Below are 20,595 nucleotides of genomic sequence, written 5' to 3' on the forward strand. Positions count from 1 at the left end.
TTATCGTTTCCCTTCCCTCGATTAACGCAGGATTCCCGCTTCTTCCATTGCCAACTGACCGATGTTTCAATAAAAACGAGACAGCGTGAAATTGTCAGCGAACTCAGGCCGCGATGGCCGAATTGTCAGTCTGTGCCTGACTTTGCATGAATTCCATAAATAGCTGCTGGGCCAGCGTGATTTCCTGGGTCTTCCGCGTGATAGCGTAAATTCCCCAATCATCCGTTTCGCCAAGATTCAGCGGCAGCACCTTGACCTTGGATGGGGAAGGGTGTGTGTCTTTGCGGTAGTCTGGAAACGCAAAGCTGACCGACCGGTTCTCCAGCACGAGGTTGCGTGAGATATTCACATCCGCAGTGATAATAGAAAAGGTTGGTAAAAAACCATTTTCGTGACACTTCTGCACATAATAGCGATGCAGGTCATACTTCTCTCCAAAGCCGACCATCGGCACATCCTTTAAATCCTGAAATGTCAGCGATGTTTTTTTCGCCAGCGGATGATCGACGTGCATGCACACATGCAGATCACTCTTTTTGATCAGACAGTAACGGAACCCCTGAATGTAGGCCGGCGTGGTTCCGATCAAGCCCAGATCCGCTTCGCCTTCCGTCACATGATGCAGTATCGCTTCATTATCTTCTTCCTTCGTCGATAATAAAATGGAAGAATGAGCGGTGGAAAAACGGGCGAAAATCTCAGCTGATAAATTCAGAACAATGCCGGCGCCCATGACGATTTTGAGTTCGTTTTTCTTATCTTCAGCTTGCTTCATCATCGCTGCTTCAAACTGACTAAACGAACGGACAATTTTCGCCGCCTCCTTCTGAAAAACCTGTCCTAACGGCGTCAAGGCCAGCGTATTCTTCCGATTGATCAGAAGCGACGACTGCAGCTCCGTTTCCAACTGCCGCACCGCCTGCGCAACCGCCTGCCGGCTGATATATAATTCCTCTGCCGCCTTGGTATAATTCAAGGTCCGGCTGACGGTCAGAAAATAACGCAGATGCTGAATATCCATCTGAATTCCCCCTGTCTTCTCCTTATAATTGATTTGACTTTTTTTGCACAAAGCAAGTTTCCCTTGCGCAGCCGCAAAAAAAGAATGCTTTTTTCCTAATCCGAAACCGCCTACAATATCAATTAAAGAGCATTGTGCATTTCTTGTCAATCTTATAAAAGCACAGTTCGGCTCGAAAACTCAAGGAGGAAGGAAATGAAAAACACTGACAAACTCGCGCAGGGAATCTCCCGGCGGGACTTCATCAAAGGTGCGGCAGCGGGGGCTGTCGGCTTGGCGGCTGCCGGTATGCTGGGCGGCTGTGCTTCAGACAACGATGCGAAAACCCCGGAGGCTTCATCAGCGCCGGCCAACAACGACGTCTTAACTGCCGATACGATGGCGCAGAAAAAATGGTCGTTTGAAATTGCGCCGGATCCAATCCCGGATTCTGAAATCAAAGAAACGATCGAGCATGACATCATCGTCATCGGTTCCGGTATGGCTGGCTTATGCACGATGTGCTCGGCAATGGAACAGGGCGCCGATGTCCTGATGTTCTCCGCCGGCTCCCAGCCGTATTCCCGCGGTGGTTCCAATCATGCGGTGGGTTCCAAGTATCAGAAGGCCAAAGGTATTGATTATTCGCCGGAAATTGCCCGGGAAATCGTAAAAACGGAACAAACCTCCGGCACTTATTTCATGGATAAAAAGAAATGGGAACGGTGGATCAACAACAGCGCGGAATCCGTCGACTGGATGATCGACAAAATGGAAGCGAAGGGATTGCACGTCTGCCTGGAACCCGGCTATTATGATCCGGATGGAGTCTTGACCGTACCCAGCGCTTCGCACAATTTCTGGAATGAGGAACAGCCGTTCGGCGCTCTGTTCGGCGCGCCGCTGCAGGCTCAGGCCTATGCCAGCCACATTGCGGACATGGGTGGAGAAATTCATTATAAGACCGTCGCAAAATATCTGATCCGGGAAAATAACAACACCGGACGCGTTTCCGCCGTCGTCGCGCAGAAGGAAGACGGAAGCTATGTTAAATATGTCGGCCGCAAGGCGATCGTGCTGGCTACCGGCGACTTCTCCCGAAACAAAGATATGATGGCCAAGTATTCGCCATGGGCTTACGAAATCTTTAAAGATACTTTATCGGATGAGATCGACTATGACGCCGGTCTGGTCTATAACGGATTAATGCCGGGCGATGGTCAGAAAATGGGGCTGTGGGTCGGCGCTGCCTGGCAGAAAACCTACCCTTGTGCTCCGATGATCAACGGCGGCGTGCCGGGTCCTTCCCATGCGGTTATCTCGAATTTCTGGGGCTTGAATCTGGATATCCGCGGTCAGCGATTCCAGAACGAAGTCACCAACTTCGCTTACGGCGCGATGTCGGTACTCCAGCTGCCGCAGCGCACCGCTTTCGGCGTCTGGGATGTCAATTATGCCTATACCCAGGATCAGTGGGAACCGTTCGGCCATTGCGTCGACGAGGAAAACGGCATCAAAGCTTATTCCCCGGAAGAATATATTGAAATGTGGAACAGCAACTCCAATTATTTCAAAGCCGATACCCTGGAAGAACTGGTCGATAAGATGTACGAAGGTTACAGCGATGAAGTGAAAGCGAATGCGCTTGCCAGCATTAAGCGCTACAATGAATTTGTCAAAGCGGGCAAGGATGACGAATTCCATGTGAACCCGGAAGTGCTCTATCCGATCGAAACGGCTCCGTTCTACGGCTCCAAGGTGACAGGTGCAACCTTCTTAACAGTCTGCGGCGGTCTGCGCACTAACGATCATCTGCAGGTCTGCGACGCCGACGATCAGCCGATTGAAGGTTTGTATAACACCGGCATCATGGTAGGCGATTTCTATGCCAACTCCTACAACTTCGTCATGCCGGGACAGAACCTGGGCGCCGTCTGCTGCACGCTGTCCTATCTGTTAGGCCGCGAACTGGCGGAACTCTAATTCAGATTTTAAATCCGGTAAACTTCGGTTCGCCGGATTCTTTTGTTTATGGATTCAGGCGGAACGAAGTCGGAATAAAGACATGCGCCAAAGCTTTTCCATTCTCGATGATCTCGAAATCAATGCCTGAATTCTGGACAGACTGTGAAAAAAAGTAGCTTCGCTGCCAATCTTCCGTAATGAAAACATAACCGTAAGACTCGCTGTCCAAGTCCTCGGCAAATCCCTGACCTGAGTTGAAACATATTGGAATCGGGATCACTTCCGAATTGGCATTGACCAGCAATTCCTCGATCAGATCGCGCAGAACTTCGCCGCTGACCATTTCCGTTTCATATAAAGGACCGTCAAGATAACCGCCGACGGTCTTTTTGGCGATCAGCGGTTGATCCGTTTGCGGCAGAAAATCATGGTAATCTGCAACTGGACAGGCGCTGCGGTCAACCACTTCGCAGGCTACTTTCCTTATTAACATCCCTGAAAAACGACTGATTACCTTACAGGCTTCAATATCGACAAGAACCGGCGCACTGTCGGGATCTACCGCACGGCTTTGCGTAAAAATATTTCCGTCTGCGTATTCTGAATACGGATAAAGCGTTAAATACTCTGTCCGATCTAATTCTTCCTGAGTCGGCGAACCCGCAATCACCGTCGCCGGCACGGTTGTCACCGTCACATCCCCCTCCTTATCCCGTAGCGTAAGAGCAATACGGAAGACTTGATCCTGATCAAAATGGAGCGAATCCAAAGCGTAGATCAGCACGCTTACCGTTTGAATTTCTTCCTCGGGAATTGACGACCCATCTGTCGGAAACAGCGGTTCTTTCCATCGCTTCCATTGATTCCCCTGTTTGATTTCAACGTAATTTTCGATGATTTCATACTTTGGATAGCGAACTTGCGGATCAAGAATAACCGCAATTTTCCCCTGGGTATAAAATTCTTCCCGGCCGCCAATGAGTTCCACGATGTATCTTGCTTCTTCTGATGCGGCAGTTTCCTCTGGCGGCACATTGGCCGTCGACGGCGCACAGGAACAGAGCCAAAACAAGCTCGCACAAAACAGAATGATTCTTTTTCCCATGATTTTCTCCCCTTTTCGCAATCCATTTTCAGGGTCAATCCAGCTGCATATCGAATACCGGCGTCAGCTTTTTAAACTGCCGAACGCAATCCTGTTTTTTCATCCTTGCGGCAGTTTCTGCCTTCCCGGAAAAGGCTAGGAAAAAGACGTCAGTGTGTTGATAACTTCGCCAATCTTCTATCCTTGTCAAATTTGCAATCTTATTTATTCCAATCGCATCGTAGTGCTTTCCAAAATAAATTTCCCATGGAGTTTCATTCTCGCATAAATAAGGTCCGCCTTCCAAGGCGCTCACCAGACCTTCCGTTTTTTTAATCTGGCAGGCCTGACCGTCGAACTCGATCAGGATAAAATCAGGAGTGCTCACCAGTTTTAGGTCACCTGCCGCCTCTGTCTTTTCATCGGCGCTGGTAAAACGAACGACAGACAAGATTTTCTCGCCTTGAAATTCACGTTCAGAAATGTAAAAAGCCATGACCAAACCAGACGCAGTCATCAGCGCAATAACAGAAATTAAAATGATTAACAAAACTGTCTTACCTTTCATATTCATTCCTCTTATCAACGTTCTTTGATTTCACAAAACTGGCGTCCACATTAGAATAGGCAAACCAGACGCAGATTGACAGGTCGTGGATTCTGATTTCATTATAACTGCTTTCTGTCAAGAATAGTAAAGAAACATTGGACATAAAAAAGTATTCAGATATTGACTGCCCGAAAATAAAAAAATTTCCTTTGCAAAAGGAGAAATTCGGAATTACCAAGCTTATTTCGTATCATTTTCCAGATCATCCCCCCGCTATGATAAAAAACTTTCAGACACTTTTAAATAAAGATCCGCCCTTTAGAGTTTTACTAAACCTCAAAAGTAATTTTACTTTTCCCATTTTCTCAGAAGGCTTTTTTGAATTTTACGCAATATTAAAGATGTAGGGTCTTTGATAAAGCGGCTGCCCGTCCTGGATGGATCTTTCTTTTGATTCATTTGTTTTTCGAGCTTGTTTTTTGCAGCTCTGGAAAGGAGGGGCTTTCTATGAATTTTTTCATGGAACTTTTGTCTTCTTTAACGATAAGGGACATTCTGGCGGTTGCCCAGCTTTTGACAACCAGCTTGGACTGCATCTTAAAAATTATAGAACTCAGAAGAAAAAGTGCCGCATCCCACAAAGATAACCGGCACTTATCTGTCCACCACTTCTCAAATAAGAGATAGTGTCTGACGGGTATCGCTTTCTCAAGCGTCCCTACGCTTATAGTATATTCCATTCCTGAGTTATTTCAAGAACTTTTTATTTATTTTCGCTGAGTTGTCGCTCGCAAAACAAAAGAGGTGAAAATCTTTTTCCCTTATTATCCAAAAAAACAAGTCCTCATCTGTGCCGCGGCCTACCAACACCGAATCGTTAACTCCATATCTTATAAGCAAAATTTCAGTATCGCAAAATTCTTCCTGTTGCCGCTGTAGAAGCCTGCCTCTCCATCAAGTTCTTTCATTGCGGCCATTGAAAAACCGCAGCGGATTTCGCTGCGGTTGCCTTCTTTCCTGATTGATGATTTGGGATAACCAAAGACCCGTAACTTAGATGAAATATTCAACAGGCTTCTTCGTCGACAGCTTGCCTTCGATAAAGTCACGTTTTACTGCGGTATCATACGAGCGCGCGTTATACTCGCAGACAAACGAACAGCGCATGCAGTTGATACACTTGGTCTCATCAATTTCCAATGTCTGCGGATCAATGGCTCCGGTCGAACAATTCGCCGCGCAGGCTCCGCACTGGATACAATTTTCCGCTTTGAATTCTTTCGGTGCTGCTGAGATTTCCTTCGCGAAATCAACTTCCGGCGTTCCTTCAATCGTGATCGCTTCAACAGTTCCGCTGTTCAGTTTATCCATAACCTTGCCCGCGAATTCAGCCATGATCTGATTGTCTTCAACATTTGGACGGCTGTGTCCCGCTTTGGCAACGCTGGCAAAGACATGCGGCGTTACCAAACCGATTGCGCCAACGACGACAAAACCCTGCTTGGAAACAATACTCGCAATGTTGGCATAGACGTTCTCCGCTGCGCGGTTTCCAAAGGCGCAGACGACGACGCACGGGGTGTTATCGCCCTTTAAGTTTGTAAACAAACCTTCGATCATCGGAATCTGTCCGCCATACGACGGCGCAGCGACGATCGCCAGATCCTCAGCCGCAAACGTCACTTCTTCTGTCCGGGATGCCGCGTTGGTCAAATCCGCAAACTCTACATCATCAGAGAACTTCGCCGCTAACATCGCCGCGGCATTCTTTGTTCCTTCTGTCGGCGAAAAAACCGCAACCTTTACATGTTTGGATTTCGGCGCTTCCTGCGGTGCCGGCGTGTTTTCCTCAGCGCAGCCGGCCAGTCCCATCAGCGCAGCCCCAGCCGTCAACGCAGCGGTTCCTTTAATAAAATTTCGACGTGATATTTCCTTCTTCATTTCTATTTCCTCCTCGTCTCTTCCATTGTATCAGGGTTTGTTCATTTTTCAACAATCAAACGATTATTTTTACAATCAATGAGTTATTTTATTTTGATCTTTGAGAATTATGCTATAATGACAGGCAAAGAGGACATGTCTATGAATGAACATAACGCTCTATTAAAGAAATCCCGGATGACCCGCTACTTTATCGACGCGGTCGTCTCACTGTCGGATGACATGCCGGTCGATGCGATCACGCTGCGCCAGGTCGCTGCCGCCGCCGGCTACAACAGCGCGACGCTTTACAACTATTTTCAAAATATGAACCAGCTGATCGCCTTCACGCTGATCGAGCGAATGAGCCTGATCTGGATCGACGCTTCGAAGTTACAGGAACAGCTGAACGGCTCGCTCAATCACTACCTGGGCCAATGGCTCGCCCAATGCCGTGAATCTTTCCAGCATCCCCAGCTGTTTCTATATTTTTTCCAACTGGAAGAAAAAGCGCTGATTTACCAGCGAATTCCAGACTATTTTGCGGTCTTTCCAGAGATTCGCGAACAGCTCAGCGCCCCACTGTTGGCACAGACTGGAGAAACGGACTTTGCACGAAAGAATCAGAATATCCTGCTTCCCTGTGTAGAGGAAGGTTATTTCCTGTCGGCCGATGTGGAAAACCTGATCGCTGCAGCTGATATCCTGTTCGGCGGCATTCTCTTACAAATTCTGCGCCATCGCACAGATTCACAAGCGCCAGTTCACTACACTCAGATTTTTTTCCGTTTCCTGCATTCATTCACTGACGCTTATCGGCAAAAAGCAAGTCCGGAAAGTGACTGGTTGTACGAACAGATCGAACGCTGGGATCCTTCTTTCTCATTTCTTAATTCCTTTTTCATCTAACTTTAATCCTCTTATTTTCAAAGCTTTCTCCCGGGCATCACTCGTTTCGGGAGTTTTTTTCCTGCTTCTTCATTTCTTTCCTCCGCCGCCTTCCTTCTTTAAGGGAAAATGATGTTCTGTCTTTTCGCTGGTCTTGCTTTCACTCCACAATTAACGTTGTTGCAAAAAGTCCGCGGCTGATGGAAACCCTTCGCCAGATTCAACAGTTTTCAGTTTTGTTTGCGCCTGGCGTAAACAAAAAGGCATACGATCATGCCTTTTTATTCGGGGAGATTTATGAAAGAGCTGAATTTCTCGCTTTAATCCTTGGATGCGATGCTCCAATTTTTCGCAGGAATCCTCCATTATTTCATCTGATCCGCAAAGAAGTGGACAGTTGCCTCAACAACGGCATTCTGGACGTCCGAATCGTTGCCGAATTCCCCGGCCCCAAGCGAGTGCGTGCCGCGCGGCACATCCAGATGGGTTGTGATTTTAGTATTGACCGCCGCTTCAAAGATCGGATCCGTGATCGTCTTGGTTACGGTGTTATCCTGCCCGCCGGTGACCACCATCAAACTGCCGGTATAGGCGCTGAGATTGCCCATCGGTTTGGCTTGCGCGGACTGTTCTAAGAAGTCGTGCGCGACCGGAACCTCCTGATTCCAGATCCGGATAGTAGCAACGCCGCTGTCCGCGGATTCTTCGATCAGTTTTCTAATCGTTTCCTCATTCCCCATGCTTGTCAGCGACTTCAGCCCGTCGGCCGCCGCCGGCGCCCATAAGACGGTCGTTCCGACCTTTTCCTCGCTTAAATACAGCGAAGTCACGCGGCCGCCCATACTGTACCCCAGCATCCCGAGGCGGTCTTCGTCAATCTTGTAATTCGCACGGGCATACGCGAAAACGCTGGCGACGTCGTCGTGCATATTTTCCAGCGTGTAGGCCATAAAGTCTTCCTGACTTTCACCGCAGCCTGGGAAATCCAGCCGGAGACTGGCGATACCTTGTTCAGCCAGTCCTTTTGCGACATCGGTAAACGCTCCGCTTTCTTCCTTGCTGCCCTGAAATCCATGAGCGAAAACAACTAACGGATAACCCGCTTCCGGCATGTCCGCCGGCAAATCCAGAACAGCCTGAATTTTGATGCCGCGGGCGGAATCGATCTCAACCTTCTCGCTGGTCGGCATTTTCACTGTTTCCGGGAGCTTCTCCGGATCGGACGTTGGAGTTGAGTCCTGCGCGGGCGAAGAAGCGCAGCCGGCTAAGCTCAGGCACAGACTTGCCGCTAATAAGCCATAGCTCCAGGACTTCATAACTCTGCACCGTCCGTTTCGATGACATGCTGAAACCAGGCATAGCTGTCTTTTTTCACCAGCTTGCGCGTACCCTGACCATTATTGTCCACATCGACATAAATCAGGCCGTAGCGTTTTTCCATCTCGCAGCTGTTGCCGCTGACGATATCGAACGGCGACCACAGCGTATAAGCAAACAATTCCACTTCATCTTCTATCAGTTTCCGCATCTGCGCGATATGCTCGCGATGATAGGCAATGCGGTAATCGTCATGAATCTGACCTTCGCTGTCCAGCGTTTCTTCCACGCCGATGCCGTTTTCCGCGATCATCATCGGTACATGATAACGATCCCAATAGGAGCTCATCGCGATATACAGTCCAGTCGGATCAATCGTCCACCCCCATTGCGTTGCTTTCGTAAACGGATTGGCCACCTTCTTGCCGGAAGCATCGACGCAGTGTGAATAATAATATGCCACCGCCAGGAAATCCATCGTGTTTTCCTTGATCAGCTCCGCATCACCCGGCTCCATCCGAATTGTAATGTGATGTTCCTTAAAATAACGTTTGGCATATCCCGGATATTCCCCGCGCAGCTGCACGTCGGAATAGAAATAATCCTTCATCCGGTTCGCCTCTAACGCCTGCTCGCAAGCTTTCGGATCGCTGTTGAGCGGATAAGTCATCTGATCGGCAAGCATGACGCCGATCTGGATCTGCGGATCAATCGCCTTCGCTGCCCGGACTAACAGCGCATTCGCCACAAATTCGTGATGAACCGCCTGGTACTTCGCCGCCGTGAAATCCTCGTATTCGTCCATGATCATGCCTAACGAGCTGAATGATTCGCCGAAGATCAGGTTGATCTGGTTGACAGCGATCCAGTACGGAACTAAATCGTGGAACTGTTCAAAACAGGCCCGGGCATAATTCACATACATTTCGATCGTCTCACGGCCATACCAGCCCTGATGATGCTGGACGATCGCCAGCGGCATATCGTAGTGCGACAGCGTGACAATCGGCGTGATCCCGGCCTCATGCAAGGCTTCAAAAACCTGACGATAAAAGGCAAGGCCTGCCACGTTAGGCTGTGCATCATCGCCATTAGGGAAAATGCGCGCCCAGCTGATGCTCATGCGGAAGGCCTTAAAACCCGCCTGCTTCATCAGCTCAATGTATTCCGGATAGCGATGATAGAAATCAACCGCCTCATGCTTGGGATAATGATGAACAGGGTGATCGGAGAAAACATCCGCCACCCGTTCCGTCAAGGATTGCCGTGTATAATTGACGTTGCCGCCATGCGCGTCGTGCACCCGGCAGATCTGGATATCAGCGACATTAACGCCTTTGCCGCCTTCCTGCCAGCCGCCCTCCATCTGGACTGCCGCGCTGGCGCCGCCCCACAGAAAGGTTTCCGGAAACTTCGCCATCGTTAACCCTCCTTTTCCGTCAGCTTGCGCATGACGACTTCAAAAGTCAGAATCAAATCGGCAGTCAGCTCGATCTCGCTGTTGATCGTCATCAGCGTATCCTGAGCGTGATTAAATAACATGCTGTATTCATAGCGGATGCCGCGGGCTTCATTCTGGATGATTTCCGTCTGTGCCCGATGCGCTTCCGCAATTTCCTTTTTCGCCATTTCCAACAGCACGTGTGCTTCAGTGAAATTCATTTCCCGCATTGCTTCGCGGGCCTGCTTGGCATCGTTGCGGGCGTCGCCGGCGTGCAGGATGATTTCCATCGCGGCGCTGACCAGGGCTGGTTGTGTGTTTTGTTCGTTCATGCTTCTTCCTCTTCCTTCAACACTTTCATTTCGTGGGCTTTAAAGAAAGGATACCAAATAACCCAGGATACCGCAAACAGGACGACTTCCAGCAATATGACCCGGAAATCCCCATGTGTCGCCAAGAAGGAACAGATCGGCATCGGCAGCTGATTGACATTCATGACGGCGTGCGGGATGGTGACCAGCCCGGCCTTTAAGACGAACCAGACGATTGTCGGGATAACCAGCGAGTTGATCCACATCGGCAGCATCAGAATCGGATTCAGCGCGATTGGCGCACCGTAGACCAGCGGCTCATTGATATTGAACAGTGATGGGACCAGCGCTACCTGGCCGAAGCGCTTCAGGCGCTTGCTTTTGGAACGGCACATCATGACGTTCAGCGCCAGCGTCACACCCATGCCGCCGATAAAGATAACGCTGAAGGTGATATTGGAAGTATAGATATTGGCCGGCGCCAGCCCGTTGGCAAAGGCTTCCGCATTGGCGGTGATGCCGGCCAGCGCGATCGGTGTCGTGATCGGATTCATAAACCAGCTGTTGACGCCGAAGGAATAGAAGAACGCCGGAATGAAGATGCATAACAAGAAGCCCGGGAACGTCTGTCCAATCGCAATCAGCGGACTGAACAGCTGCGTGATCAGCGCGAACAAATCCAGATTCAGGCCATAGATCAAGGTCGTGGTCAGCACGAGTACGACAATGCCCGGGATGACCTGGTTCAGCCAGCGGACTAAGAAATCAGGAATCGCTTCCGAATCCTCAAACCAATGCAGCTTGAAGTAAAGATTACTGATCACAATCGTAACGATCCCCGCGAAGAACGCCGGAATCATACCGGTCCCGCCAAAGCGGCCGAAAGCCACCTGGAACTGGAAATTTTCGATTGACGGACGGATGATCATCATGAACATCATCAACGAGATCAAGCCTGTTGAAACGCCATATTCGCCGAAGCCATATTCCTTTGCGCCGTGATAGCCGACTAAGAAGACCAGCGTCAGCGACATAATGCCGAAGCTGAACGTGTATACCGGCGATAAATCCGGTAAGAACGGCAGATAACCGGCGATTAGATTGTAAATGGAAACTAACGATCCCAGCAACAGGATCGGAACGTTCGCCATCAGTGCGCTGGAGAGTGCCTTGATGATTTTTTTGTCCATAAACTTGGCGACTTTCGGGGCAAAATCGCTGCCCAGCCATTGAATCAACTTATCCATGATTGAATTCTCCCTTATTCTTCTTAATTGCTTCCATGCTTAATTCCATCAACCCTTTGCCATCCAGTCCGGCGTACATTTCTTTGGGAATGACGATCACCGGCACATGATACGGCTCGCACAGCTGCGTCATCTCCGCTTTCACATATTCCAGATGCGGACCTAACAGAAGCAGGTCGATCGCGTTCACATCATCCTGAACGCTGTTCTTATTTTTAGCTTCGATCTTGGCGACGACATTCATTTTCTTAGCGGCGATCCGCATTTGCTGAGCGAGGAATCCGCTCGACATGCCCGCGCCGCAGCACAGCAGAATTCTGATTTTATCCATCTTGATTTTCCCTTCCTTTTCGTATGAGAACCGGTTCTTACGCTCTCATTATTGTCGATAAAGGGATTCCTTTCCACTCGCTTTTTTCACCGCTGGTGTGAAAACTCCAACAATTTCATGCCTGCGGTGAATTTCATTGATTGAACCCGGCGGGAACTCATGCGTATAATAAAATCAACAAAGCGTCCGTGTTCAACTTAGATTTGTTCTCAAAACAGGCGGCTGCCGGATAAAAGCTCCGGTATTCAGGTCCTGCCGGGCAAGCAAACCGATACACGACAGCCATCCAAAAATACCGTAATTCTCATTTTATCCAATCGGAAGGAGGGAAACCGAATGGATCCAATCAAAGAGAAAATCATCCAGCAGCTGCAGAAGCAGCCGGAGCCGATAAGCTCGACCAGTCTGGCGGAGCAGCTTCATGTCAGCAGCCGGACGATCAAGAATCACATCAAGGGGATCAATCAGGAACAGCCCAATTTAATCCAGGCGACAGCGAAAGGGTACATCTTAAATAAACAAATGCCGCTGCCGGTTCCGGAAGAAACACCGGCGCAGTCCTATGAGGAGCGGTTTTCCTACATCACGCATCTGTTTTTTGTCGATCATGCGTCCTCGCTGAATCTTTACGATTTGTGCGATGAGCTGTATTTGAGCTATTCTTCGATGAAACAGCTGATTTCCAAAGTCAATCAACAATATGCTGCTTACGATTTGTCTTTAAAATGCAAGAACGATGCGATTTTTCTCATCGGCACTGAGCGCAACAAACGCCGCTTTCTGACGCAGACCTTATATAAGGAGGCCGCTGGACACTTTGTCGACGCCGCGATGCTGAAAACGCATTTCCCGGAAATTGATATCGCGTATCTGCAGACGACGATGCACGATATCTTCATGAAATATAATTGTTATATCAACGACTTCGGGTATACCAACCTGCTTTTACATATCACGGTTATTCTTGACCGGATCCTCAACGGCAATGCCTTCAGCGAAGCCGACGGCCGGCAGGAAACAGTCCATCCGATCTGTGAGGAATTGATCGCTACTTTTTCCACCCACTTCAGCGTACAATTTAATCCGCTGGAGCGGCAGAATATGAACGAGCTGATCACCGCAAACATCAATTTTATGCAGCGCAAAGATGATGAAACACTGAAAACAATCGTCGGACCGCAGATTTTCACGCTGACGCATGAGATTATCGACGAAATCAACCGCCGTTATCACCTGCAGCTGAACAAAGAAACTCTGTTAGTGCCATTATCTCTGCATTTCAAGAATCTGTTCTACCGTTCTCAGCAGCAGACCAGCCTGAAAAATCCATTATTGGAAACGATTCAATCCTCCTGTCCGCTGCTTTACGACTGCGCGATCTGCATTACGGATTATCTCGACGAACATTTCAACATTCAGATCAGTCCCGATGAAACGGCCTATCTGGCAATGCACATCGGCGCGGATCTGGAACGGCAGCAGAAGGACATCAAAAAGTTGAAATGCGCGCTGCTCTGCCCGGATTATCAGCAGAATCAGCAACAGATTTACAACTGTTTGTTAATCCATTTTGATTCAGATATCATCATTCCGACGGTTGTTTCGTTTGAGGAGGATCTGAAGGATAAAAGCTACGAGCTTCTGTTTACCACCGTGCCGGTCCACGCGAACCGGGGCTTTACGATCCTGCTTCCGCCGATGATCAGCGCGATGAATCTCAAAGAGATTTACAGTCAAATTCAGACTGTTCTGGACCGCAAAAAAATGCAGATCCTGACGGAATATTATCCGCAGTTTTTCTCACCTGCCTTATTTTATCTGGATAAACAAGCGGACAGCCGGCGCGATGACATCCTGAAAATCTTATGCCGGAAGCTGCATAATGAACACTTTGTTTCCTCTCACTTTCTGGATGAAGTGCTGAAGCGGGAGCAGGCAGCCTCCACTGCTTTCGGACAGATCGCAATTCCCCATTCGATGAAAATGGACTGTGAAAAAACCGGACTGGCCATCGCCATTTCTCCCGGCGGCATCCAATGGGGAGCACAGCGCGTGCATATCGTTTTATTGATCGCGATCAATGAGAAAGACTCGCACTTGTTTAAGGAACTCTACGAAGCGTTAATCCTGCTTTTCTCCGATCCGTCCATTCTTGAGGTCCTGCGCCAATGCAAGACCTTTGAGGAATTTACCAATGTCATCTTCAGCTTTACAATGTAATTTACTGTTTCAATAAAGCTTCAGGATTGGCATATCAACGATAAAAAGCCAGGAACATTCCAGTTCTTTCTGATTTCAGATCTCTTTCTTGTTGAAACGACGAAACTCCCGCATTTCTCAACCGGGGGTTTTTATATTTCCGAATCAGCGGCTTTAGAAAAACAGCATCTTCTGAATTTCCCCTAGCTCAAGCTTTTCTTGTTATCAGTCTCGTTCTTTATCTTTTAGCGGATTTTATAAACGAAAGGCTGCGGCGATGTGATCTGATTAGCAGCTGCCTTCCAATTTTCTCTATGCCTCGGCACTTTCAGCCCTTTTCACTTCAGTCCAATTTTTCCTTTTGCGATATTTCGCCTTCCTCGGGAATTGGGTGAAAACATGCTATAATGATTAAGAAACCACCGCAGGCTATACAGCCTGATTCTCTTAGCTAATTGAAGACCGCAACGGCTGAGCTTCCTTTGATGACCGGGAAACAGCAGTGCGGACAGGGAATCGCAAATGAAAGGGACGACATAAATATGAAAACAGAAAAACGGAAATCCGTTGAAGATTACCTCAGTTCATTCCCGGATAAACAGCGAAATCTGTTAAATCAGCTGCGGGCACTGATCAAAAAAACGATACCTCAGTGTGAGGAAAAGTTGTCCTGGGGTGCACCGACATATATGCTGGAAGGCCGTTATTGCCTACAATTTGCCGGGAATCAAAAGCACCTGGGTTTCTATACGAGTCCAACAACGATCAGACAGTTTCGGACTGATTTAACCGCCTATAAAACCAACGAAAAAAACACGTTGCAGCTGAGCTGGGATCAGCCGCTTCCTGAAGATTTACTGATCAAGATGATCCAGTTCCGCGCGGAAGAAGTCCGGCAGGAGGCTCTGAAATGAAGCTGAAAGCGGGCTGCCATGTTCCCTTTGCCGAACGTTTGCAGGAAGAATATAAAATCAATGGCGATCAAATTACAGCCAACGTCGGAACCGATAAGATCGAATCCGTAATGCAGCATTTCATCGCGGTCCACGAAGAACCCCTTTTCTTTATCCTGGAGCTGCCCACTCAGGCCAGAAATGAACAGGAAATCCGGCCGGGCGTCGTGGAAAAGCTGCATGTCGATGTGTATTATCTCGACGGCTGTTCGCAAGCTGCGGCGCTCGCCCTTTTAAAGCAAACGGGGCCGCTTTTGTTTGAAGACGGACTCTCGGCCTTTGGCTTTGGCGGTTTGCAGAGCGGCGATGAAATTTTGTTCAGCAAATATAACATAGTAACGATCTTCAGCCAGAATCTTCAAAGTTACGCCGAGTTCTTCGCAGCGCATCAAATGCGCGAAAATCCAAATCTGCTTACGGCCTGGGATCTCTTTGATCCGCAGCATCCCGGCGTCAGTAAAACCGTCACGGTTGAGGGGAAGGACATCTATTCCATCCCTGAGCAATTAAAAGATTGGGGACTGTATCTGGCTCAGCGCCGGGAAGAAAACTAAGCGGAATATTGATCACTCTAAAAGAAAAAGCAAGTAGAAATGAGGTCACTCTATGAAATACTTTTCGATGTTAATCAAACCGGCGTCCAGCTTATGCAACCTGCGCTGCCGTTATTGTTTTTACTGCGACGTCGCGGAAAACCGAAAGATTCCTTCCTACGGCGTGATGAGCGAAGAAACGATGAATATTCTGATCGACAAGACGCTGGGCTTCTTCCGTGAAGAAGCGACGATCACCTTCGCCTTTCAGGGTGGGGAACCCACTGTGGCGGGGCTGGACTATTTCCGCCGGTTTATCCGCCGGGTCAACCTGAAGAAGAAGAGCTACCACCAAATCCAATACGCGCTGCAAACCAACGCGACACTGCTCGATGACGAATGGGTCCGCTTTTTGAAACAGAATCGTTTTTTAGTCGGGGTATCGCTGGACGGCTACGCCGCGCATCACGATGCGATGCGCCCGGATGCCAAAGGTCAGGGAACGTTTGCCCGCATTCTGGAAAACATTGAAAAACTGCGTCAGGCAAAGATTGATTTCAACATTCTGACGGTATTAACCCGTCAGCTGGCGGAGCATCCGAAAGAATTATTTGATTTCTATCTGAAACAGCATCTCGATTATATCCAGCTCATTCCCTGTCTGCCGCCGCTGGAGGATCAGAACGATCCTTATTCCCTGACGCCGCAGACCTTCTTCCGGTTTTATGATGAATTTTTCCAGCTGTGGCTGGAAGAATTAAAACAAGATCACTACATCAGCGTGACCTTGTTTGATAATCTGATTCCGCTGTTCGACGGTGTCCCGCCGCAGCAATGCGGTTTTCTGGGCTTCTGCAGCATGCAGTTTGTCGTAGAGAGCGACGGCAGCGTCTATCCATGCGATTTCTATGTGCTGGACGAATACAAACTGGGCAATCTGCGGGATTGCAGCCTGGCGGATTTATCGAAATCAAAGATCCTGTCCGGCTTCCTGCAGGGGCCGCGTCGATCAACAAAGCTTTGCGAAACCTGCCGCTATGCACAAATCTGCCACGGTCAGTGCAAGCGCCTGAATATTTGTTACTTCGACGAGGAATTCTGTGGTTATCAGGCGTTCATTCAGAAACATGAAGCGATTCTGACACAGCTGGCGATGATCCTGCGCAGACAAGCGTAAACATAAAACGATCATCGTTTAAAGAAACAAAACAAAAAAGCATCGAATAATGGGAATGAAATAAATTTTGAGTCAGCTCTCCAGCTGACTTTTTAATTGACCTCCAAAAAACAGACGGTTTTCTCCGCCGTCTGCCCGCATTATTCCTGCTTTACCGGATGTCCAGCACGGCATTTGCGACCCAGCCCAGCTGACCGTTTCTTTTGCAGAACGACCGATCGGCAAAGGTTTGAATAACCGCCACTTCCTGCCCTTGACGCAAAGAGAGCCAACAGCTTGTGCTGTTAAAACAATGCGGCTTGCCGTCGATCATCCGCAGCGCACTTCGGGGGATTTCCAACAGACGGTGAGTTCGTTGATGCCGCACGCGCAGAAATTCGCCAGCTTCCTCCAGCACTTCGATTTCACTTTCAAAATACCGCACGAATACCTGCTGATCCTTCGGCGTGCCCGCTTGATCGGCAACAACCCGCCGCCGCGGCAAACGATCCACGCTGACCGTCTGAAACTGCTGAAAGTCGCCGTTGTGAACGATCAGGGCATTCAGCTGACCATGCGCATGCATTCCGCATCCGCCGTCGATCGCCAGGATATTCCGATCTTTCAGAAAATGCACGCCGCAATTTCCCTGTCTGTCACTCAGCGCCACTGTCGGCATGTGGCCCACGATCACCGGGAACGGAAATCCCACGGCAGACTTCAACAAAAAATCATTATCTTTTAAAATCAGGCGCGGATCGTTATTTAACAAATGCTGAAGGTCCTGAATACTGGAATGCACCGCAGCATAACCCGAACCCGCGGCGATCAGCGGCAACTCTTGCAAAAACGCAAATTCCGCGGCATACGCGCCTGTCAAGCGCTGACGCAGAGCCTGAAAATCGGTCTTTTCATCCATTGTCACGCCCTGTTTTCGAGCCATCTCGCTGATCAGCGACCGCCGCGTCCGCAGATAACTCAACTTCATCGGCAGCGGTATTTTATCTTCCAGCAGTTGTTCCGCTTCATCATTATTTCCCTTTAACACGATAACCCGTTCGTTGCGGGCCAGTGTCATCACCAGCCGCAGCGTTTCCAGACTGGCGCTGCCTTTCTCAATCAGATCCCCCAACAGAAACAGGAAATCTTTCCCCGGAACATAGTCAGCCTTTTTCAACAAAGCTTCCAGCAAGTCTTTTTCACCATGGATATCCGAAATGAAAAGCGCCCGATAGGAATGAAGATCCTGAATTCGAAGCTGTGAACGATCCAGCATCAGCCGCGGACTCCGCTGTGTTTCAGCCAGGTTCCCCGCTGATAATAAAGAAACAACGTCACGGCCGACAATGTCCAGGTCAGCGGATAGCTCCAGAACACGACGACGATCGAATTGACAAACATCATCGCCACCGCCAGGAATACCTGCCGGATGATGCAGTAATAGAAGACGTTGACCAGCATCGGCACAGTCGTATTGCCCGTTCCGCGCACCGCGCCGGTCAGCACCTGCGCCACATTGAGAATCGAATAGAACGGCACCAGTGTGCGCATCATCCACGATCCATAATAAATCACGTCCGCTTCCTGTGAGAACATCCGAATGCACAGATCCGAGAACAGATAGGCCGGAATTCCGATCGCGATGACAATGCCGATTCCCATAAAGATACAGGTGGTAATGCCCTTTTTAACCCGTTCAATCTGATTCGCGCCCATGTTCTGTCCGACAAACGTCGTGATTGCCAGCATGAAGCTGTTGACCGGCAGACCGAGGAAATTATCAAACTTGTTCGCCGAGCTGAAACCGGCGATCGCCGCCGAGCCAAACCGGTTGACATATGACATGACGAGCACGTTGGAGAAGGAAACGATCATCTGCTGCAGACCGCTGGGAATTCCCAGCCGCACAATTTGCATCAGCATCGGCTTGTCAATCCGGATTTTCTTCGGGATGATCTGGTAGCTTTCCTTTGACCGCAGCAGCGTGACCGCCACCAGAATGCAGGACACCGTCTGCGCGATCAGCGTCGCCCAGGCCACCCCGGCCACGCCCATGTTCCTGGATGACAAACACCAGGTCCAGAATGATATTCAGCACGCTGGCAATCGTCAGAAAGCACAGCGGCCGGCGCGAATCGCCGACAGCCTGCAGGATGCCGGCCCCGGAGTTATACAACATCGTCGGGATGATCCCCAGAAAATAAATCCGCAGATACAGCACCGCCATCTCCATGATATCCGCCGGCGTCCCCATCCATTGCAGAAACAGCGGCGTCAGCGTAATCCCGGCCACCATCATCAGCACGCCGAACAAAAATGTAAACGCCACAAACGTATGCACCGCAATATGCAGCTCTTCCAGCTTCCGCGCGCCGAAGAACCGCGAAACCAGAACACCCGCGCCGGCGGCGACGCCCATAAAAAATCCGATCAACATGTTGATCAGCGGCGTGCTCGCACCGACGGCAGCCAGCGCCTGATGCCCGACAAAGTTGCCGACGACAATCGAGTCGACCGTGTTGTAGAGCAGCTGGAATAAATTTCCCAGCAATAACGGAATTGAGAATAATAAAAGTTCTTTCCAGATCACGCCGGAAGTCATGAGTCCACGTTGTTTCGATGCCATGCCTTTCCCCCTTGTTTGCTTTTCTATTTATTAAGAGTAATTATAATCCACTTTGTGAAAATTGTTAATCCTTCCCGGCCATTTCCATTCCCGGCGCAGGCCAGCGCAACGTCACGAATCCGCCCCGTTTCGTCGTTGTTCTTAACCACAGCGAAAGATCCGCTTCCTTGATCTGACTTTCGTCAAAAAAGGTGACCACGCCGGTTTGCGGGTCCAGTGCACTGATCATCACCCAGTGCCAGTCGTCGATCCGCTTTTCCTCCCCCGCGCACAGGTTGAGGAACGCCGCCGGTTCATCCCGCTTCAGGGCTTCCTCCAGAAACTGGCTGACCGTCGTCCACTGCGGTCTTTGGGCCGGATCCTCCGCGACCTCCAGCGCCTGAACTTTAAAGTTTTCTTTGACTTCAGCACGGTACTTCTCCAATCCTTCGGTAAACATCGAGACCCGGTTTACCCCGCCATGACCGGGCGTGATATAATTCCACAGCTCATTCATCTGATCCAGTAAATTCTGCCGGCTGGATAACAGCGGCTGCCTGTGCATCAACCGCTGTTTCTGTTTTTGATAAAAGAGGAGCGAAGCCGCAGCCGTTGGTCCGCAGCCTGCTTTGCGCTGCCACAAATCACCATACCATTCCTGATTCGCGCCCCAACTCACCTGACCGCTGGCAGGATCCACCAAACACATCGCTTCCGGAAATAAAATCGCCGTCATCCTTACCGCCCCTTTCGCCCTGCATCCGCTTTTCAATACCCCTTATCATAGTCCTAACGGGCAGGAAAAGCAAACTTCTTATACCGGTAAAAATTCCGTTTTCCCCCATAAAATCGCAGCGGTCATAAATAAAACGCCGGATTTCTCCTGTTTCAAAATCTCTGCGTTTCCTTTGCTTCCCATCCCCTCTGGAAATGGTATAATAAGGCTATAAAATGATTTGTTTTCGTTTAATCTTTACGTTCGTTCAAACGTGCAGCGTGTCAGAATAAAACTATTCCACCTTAATTTTAAAATTGTTGCTTCTGTTTCTCTCCATAAAATCCTCATGGAGAAACTGACCAGCCTTAATCATCAGA

Annotated in this window: 19 protein-coding genes; 6 read left to right on the plus strand and 13 right to left on the minus strand. The window is 49.3% G+C overall.

Translation table 11 applies throughout. The annotated features are described in order from the left end of the window. Positions 1 to 103 precede the first annotated feature (103 nt). Complete coding sequence (locus I2D94_RS04510) at positions 104 to 1,021, minus strand: LysR family transcriptional regulator (protein ID WP_195395766.1); 918 nt, start codon at positions 1,019 to 1,021, stop codon at positions 104 to 106. A 195-nt stretch (positions 1,022 to 1,216) separates the two neighbouring features. On the opposite strand from I2D94_RS04510, the gene I2D94_RS04515 reads away from it, so the two are divergent. Then, positions 1,217 to 2,983, plus strand: coding sequence for an FAD-dependent oxidoreductase (locus I2D94_RS04515; protein WP_195395767.1), 1,767 nt, complete (start codon positions 1,217 to 1,219; stop codon positions 2,981 to 2,983). A 46-nt stretch (positions 2,984 to 3,029) separates the two neighbouring features. Here I2D94_RS04515 and I2D94_RS04520 read toward each other — a convergent pair whose 3' ends face one another. From I2D94_RS04520 to I2D94_RS04530, 3 genes are all read right to left on the minus strand, one after another. After that, positions 3,030 to 4,070, minus strand: a complete 1,041-nt coding sequence (locus I2D94_RS04520) for a hypothetical protein (protein WP_195395768.1) — start codon at positions 4,068 to 4,070, stop codon at positions 3,030 to 3,032. A gap of 34 nt (positions 4,071 to 4,104) precedes the next feature. Beyond that, entirely contained in the window at positions 4,105 to 4,617 is a 513-nt protein-coding gene (locus I2D94_RS04525) for a hypothetical protein (protein WP_195395769.1), read from the minus strand. 1,035 nt (positions 4,618 to 5,652) lie between these two features. Further along, positions 5,653 to 6,540 carry a 4Fe-4S binding protein gene (locus tag I2D94_RS04530; RefSeq protein WP_195395770.1) on the minus strand — a complete coding sequence of 296 codons (888 nt, stop codon included), beginning with the start codon at positions 6,538 to 6,540 and terminating at the stop codon, positions 5,653 to 5,655. A gap of 141 nt (positions 6,541 to 6,681) precedes the next feature. On the opposite strand from I2D94_RS04530, the gene I2D94_RS04535 reads away from it, so the two are divergent. Continuing rightward, positions 6,682 to 7,428: a TetR/AcrR family transcriptional regulator gene (locus I2D94_RS04535; protein WP_195395771.1), complete on the plus strand. Its 747-nt coding sequence runs from the start codon at positions 6,682 to 6,684 to the stop codon at positions 7,426 to 7,428. Between the two features lie 344 nt (positions 7,429 to 7,772). Here the strand turns inward: I2D94_RS04535 and I2D94_RS04540 are convergent, their stop codons facing one another. The 5 genes from I2D94_RS04540 to I2D94_RS04560 are packed head-to-tail and all read right to left on the minus strand — an operon-like array spanning position 7,773 to position 12,054. Then, entirely contained in the window at positions 7,773 to 8,723 is a 951-nt protein-coding gene (locus I2D94_RS04540; protein WP_195395772.1) for a S9 family peptidase, read from the minus strand. Beyond that, on the minus strand, positions 8,720 to 10,144 hold the full coding sequence (locus I2D94_RS04545) for a glycoside hydrolase family 1 protein (RefSeq protein WP_195395773.1): 1,425 nt from the start codon (positions 10,142 to 10,144) through the stop codon (positions 8,720 to 8,722). Before I2D94_RS04545 ends, I2D94_RS04540 begins: the two co-directional genes overlap by 4 nt. Before the next feature lie 2 nt (positions 10,145 to 10,146). After that, on the minus strand, positions 10,147 to 10,497 hold the full coding sequence (locus tag I2D94_RS04550) for a PTS lactose/cellobiose transporter subunit IIA (protein ID WP_195395774.1): 351 nt from the start codon (positions 10,495 to 10,497) through the stop codon (positions 10,147 to 10,149). After that, positions 10,494 to 11,723: a PTS sugar transporter subunit IIC gene (locus I2D94_RS04555; RefSeq protein WP_117894976.1), complete on the minus strand. Its 1,230-nt coding sequence runs from the start codon at positions 11,721 to 11,723 to the stop codon at positions 10,494 to 10,496. The genes I2D94_RS04550 and I2D94_RS04555 overlap by 4 nt, the downstream gene beginning before the upstream one ends. Then, positions 11,716 to 12,054, minus strand: a complete 339-nt coding sequence (locus tag I2D94_RS04560) for a PTS sugar transporter subunit IIB (protein ID WP_006057274.1) — start codon at positions 12,052 to 12,054, stop codon at positions 11,716 to 11,718. The genes I2D94_RS04555 and I2D94_RS04560 overlap by 8 nt, the downstream gene beginning before the upstream one ends. Positions 12,055 to 12,390: 336 nt before the next feature. Between I2D94_RS04560 and I2D94_RS04565 the strand changes: the two genes are divergently transcribed. The 4 genes from I2D94_RS04565 to I2D94_RS04580 all read left to right on the plus strand — a co-directional run bounded on the left by I2D94_RS04565 (position 12,391) and on the right by I2D94_RS04580 (position 16,916). Further along, the gene (locus I2D94_RS04565; RefSeq protein ID WP_195395775.1) at positions 12,391 to 14,274 is read left to right on the plus strand and encodes a BglG family transcription antiterminator; all 1,884 of its coding nucleotides are present in this window, start codon (positions 12,391 to 12,393) and stop codon (positions 14,272 to 14,274) included. A gap of 521 nt (positions 14,275 to 14,795) precedes the next feature. Next, on the plus strand, positions 14,796 to 15,167 hold the full coding sequence (locus tag I2D94_RS04570; RefSeq protein WP_229056756.1) for an iron chaperone: 372 nt from the start codon (positions 14,796 to 14,798) through the stop codon (positions 15,165 to 15,167). Next, positions 15,164 to 15,760 (plus strand): hypothetical protein, encoded by a 597-nt coding sequence (locus I2D94_RS04575; protein WP_195395776.1) that lies wholly within the window; start codon positions 15,164 to 15,166, stop codon positions 15,758 to 15,760. Before I2D94_RS04570 ends, I2D94_RS04575 begins: the two co-directional genes overlap by 4 nt. Positions 15,761 to 15,812: 52 nt before the next feature. Then, positions 15,813 to 16,916 (plus strand): radical SAM/SPASM domain-containing protein, encoded by a 1,104-nt coding sequence (locus I2D94_RS04580; RefSeq protein ID WP_195395777.1) that lies wholly within the window; start codon positions 15,813 to 15,815, stop codon positions 16,914 to 16,916. A gap of 151 nt (positions 16,917 to 17,067) precedes the next feature. Here the strand turns inward: I2D94_RS04580 and I2D94_RS04585 are convergent, their stop codons facing one another. From I2D94_RS04585 to I2D94_RS04595, 4 genes are all read right to left on the minus strand, one after another. Further along, positions 17,068 to 18,171: a metallophosphoesterase gene (locus tag I2D94_RS04585; protein WP_072683053.1), complete on the minus strand. Its 1,104-nt coding sequence runs from the start codon at positions 18,169 to 18,171 to the stop codon at positions 17,068 to 17,070. After that, positions 18,171 to 18,818, minus strand: coding sequence for an MATE family efflux transporter (locus I2D94_RS18645; RefSeq protein ID WP_365917681.1), 648 nt, complete (start codon positions 18,816 to 18,818; stop codon positions 18,171 to 18,173). The genes I2D94_RS04585 and I2D94_RS18645 overlap by 1 nt, the downstream gene beginning before the upstream one ends. Positions 18,819 to 18,825: 7 nt before the next feature. Continuing rightward, positions 18,826 to 19,521, minus strand: coding sequence for an MATE family efflux transporter (locus I2D94_RS18650; protein WP_365917668.1), 696 nt, complete (start codon positions 19,519 to 19,521; stop codon positions 18,826 to 18,828). 64 nt (positions 19,522 to 19,585) lie between these two features. Continuing rightward, positions 19,586 to 20,236 (minus strand): hypothetical protein, encoded by a 651-nt coding sequence (locus I2D94_RS04595; RefSeq protein WP_195395778.1) that lies wholly within the window; start codon positions 20,234 to 20,236, stop codon positions 19,586 to 19,588. Positions 20,237 to 20,595: the final 359 nt, after the last annotated feature.

This window comes from Holdemania sp. 1001302B_160321_E10 (assembly GCF_015552275.1).
Classification (GTDB): Bacteria; Bacillota_I; Bacilli_A; order Erysipelotrichales; family Erysipelotrichaceae; genus Holdemania.

Bases quoted from the DNA above. Each gene is read 5' to 3' on its own strand.
- I2D94_RS04510 (WP_195395766.1), bottom strand. From the start codon at position 1,021: ATGGATATTCAGCATCTGCGTTATTTTCTGACCGTCAGCCGGACCTTG.
- I2D94_RS04515 (WP_195395767.1), top strand. From the start codon at position 1,217: ATGAAAAACACTGACAAACTCGCGCAGGGAATCTCCCGGCGGGACTTC.
- I2D94_RS04520 (WP_195395768.1), bottom strand. From the start codon at position 4,070: ATGGGAAAAAGAATCATTCTGTTTTGTGCGAGCTTGTTTTGGCTCTGT.
- I2D94_RS04525 (WP_195395769.1), bottom strand. From the start codon at position 4,617: ATGAAAGGTAAGACAGTTTTGTTAATCATTTTAATTTCTGTTATTGCG.
- I2D94_RS04530 (WP_195395770.1), bottom strand. From the start codon at position 6,540: ATGAAGAAGGAAATATCACGTCGAAATTTTATTAAAGGAACCGCTGCG.
- I2D94_RS04535 (WP_195395771.1), top strand. From the start codon at position 6,682: ATGAATGAACATAACGCTCTATTAAAGAAATCCCGGATGACCCGCTAC.
- I2D94_RS04540 (WP_195395772.1), bottom strand. From the start codon at position 8,723: ATGAAGTCCTGGAGCTATGGCTTATTAGCGGCAAGTCTGTGCCTGAGC.
- I2D94_RS04545 (WP_195395773.1), bottom strand. From the start codon at position 10,144: ATGGCGAAGTTTCCGGAAACCTTTCTGTGGGGCGGCGCCAGCGCGGCA.
- I2D94_RS04550 (WP_195395774.1), bottom strand. From the start codon at position 10,497: ATGAACGAACAAAACACACAACCAGCCCTGGTCAGCGCCGCGATGGAA.
- I2D94_RS04555 (WP_117894976.1), bottom strand. From the start codon at position 11,723: ATGGATAAGTTGATTCAATGGCTGGGCAGCGATTTTGCCCCGAAAGTC.
- I2D94_RS04560 (WP_006057274.1), bottom strand. From the start codon at position 12,054: ATGGATAAAATCAGAATTCTGCTGTGCTGCGGCGCGGGCATGTCGAGC.
- I2D94_RS04565 (WP_195395775.1), top strand. From the start codon at position 12,391: ATGGATCCAATCAAAGAGAAAATCATCCAGCAGCTGCAGAAGCAGCCG.
- I2D94_RS04570 (WP_229056756.1), top strand. From the start codon at position 14,796: ATGAAAACAGAAAAACGGAAATCCGTTGAAGATTACCTCAGTTCATTC.
- I2D94_RS04575 (WP_195395776.1), top strand. From the start codon at position 15,164: ATGAAGCTGAAAGCGGGCTGCCATGTTCCCTTTGCCGAACGTTTGCAG.
- I2D94_RS04580 (WP_195395777.1), top strand. From the start codon at position 15,813: ATGAAATACTTTTCGATGTTAATCAAACCGGCGTCCAGCTTATGCAAC.
- I2D94_RS04585 (WP_072683053.1), bottom strand. From the start codon at position 18,171: ATGCTGGATCGTTCACAGCTTCGAATTCAGGATCTTCATTCCTATCGG.
- I2D94_RS18645 (WP_365917681.1), bottom strand. From the start codon at position 18,818: ATGCTGATGCAAATTGTGCGGCTGGGAATTCCCAGCGGTCTGCAGCAG.
- I2D94_RS18650 (WP_365917668.1), bottom strand. From the start codon at position 19,521: ATGGCATCGAAACAACGTGGACTCATGACTTCCGGCGTGATCTGGAAA.
- I2D94_RS04595 (WP_195395778.1), bottom strand. From the start codon at position 20,236: ATGACGGCGATTTTATTTCCGGAAGCGATGTGTTTGGTGGATCCTGCC.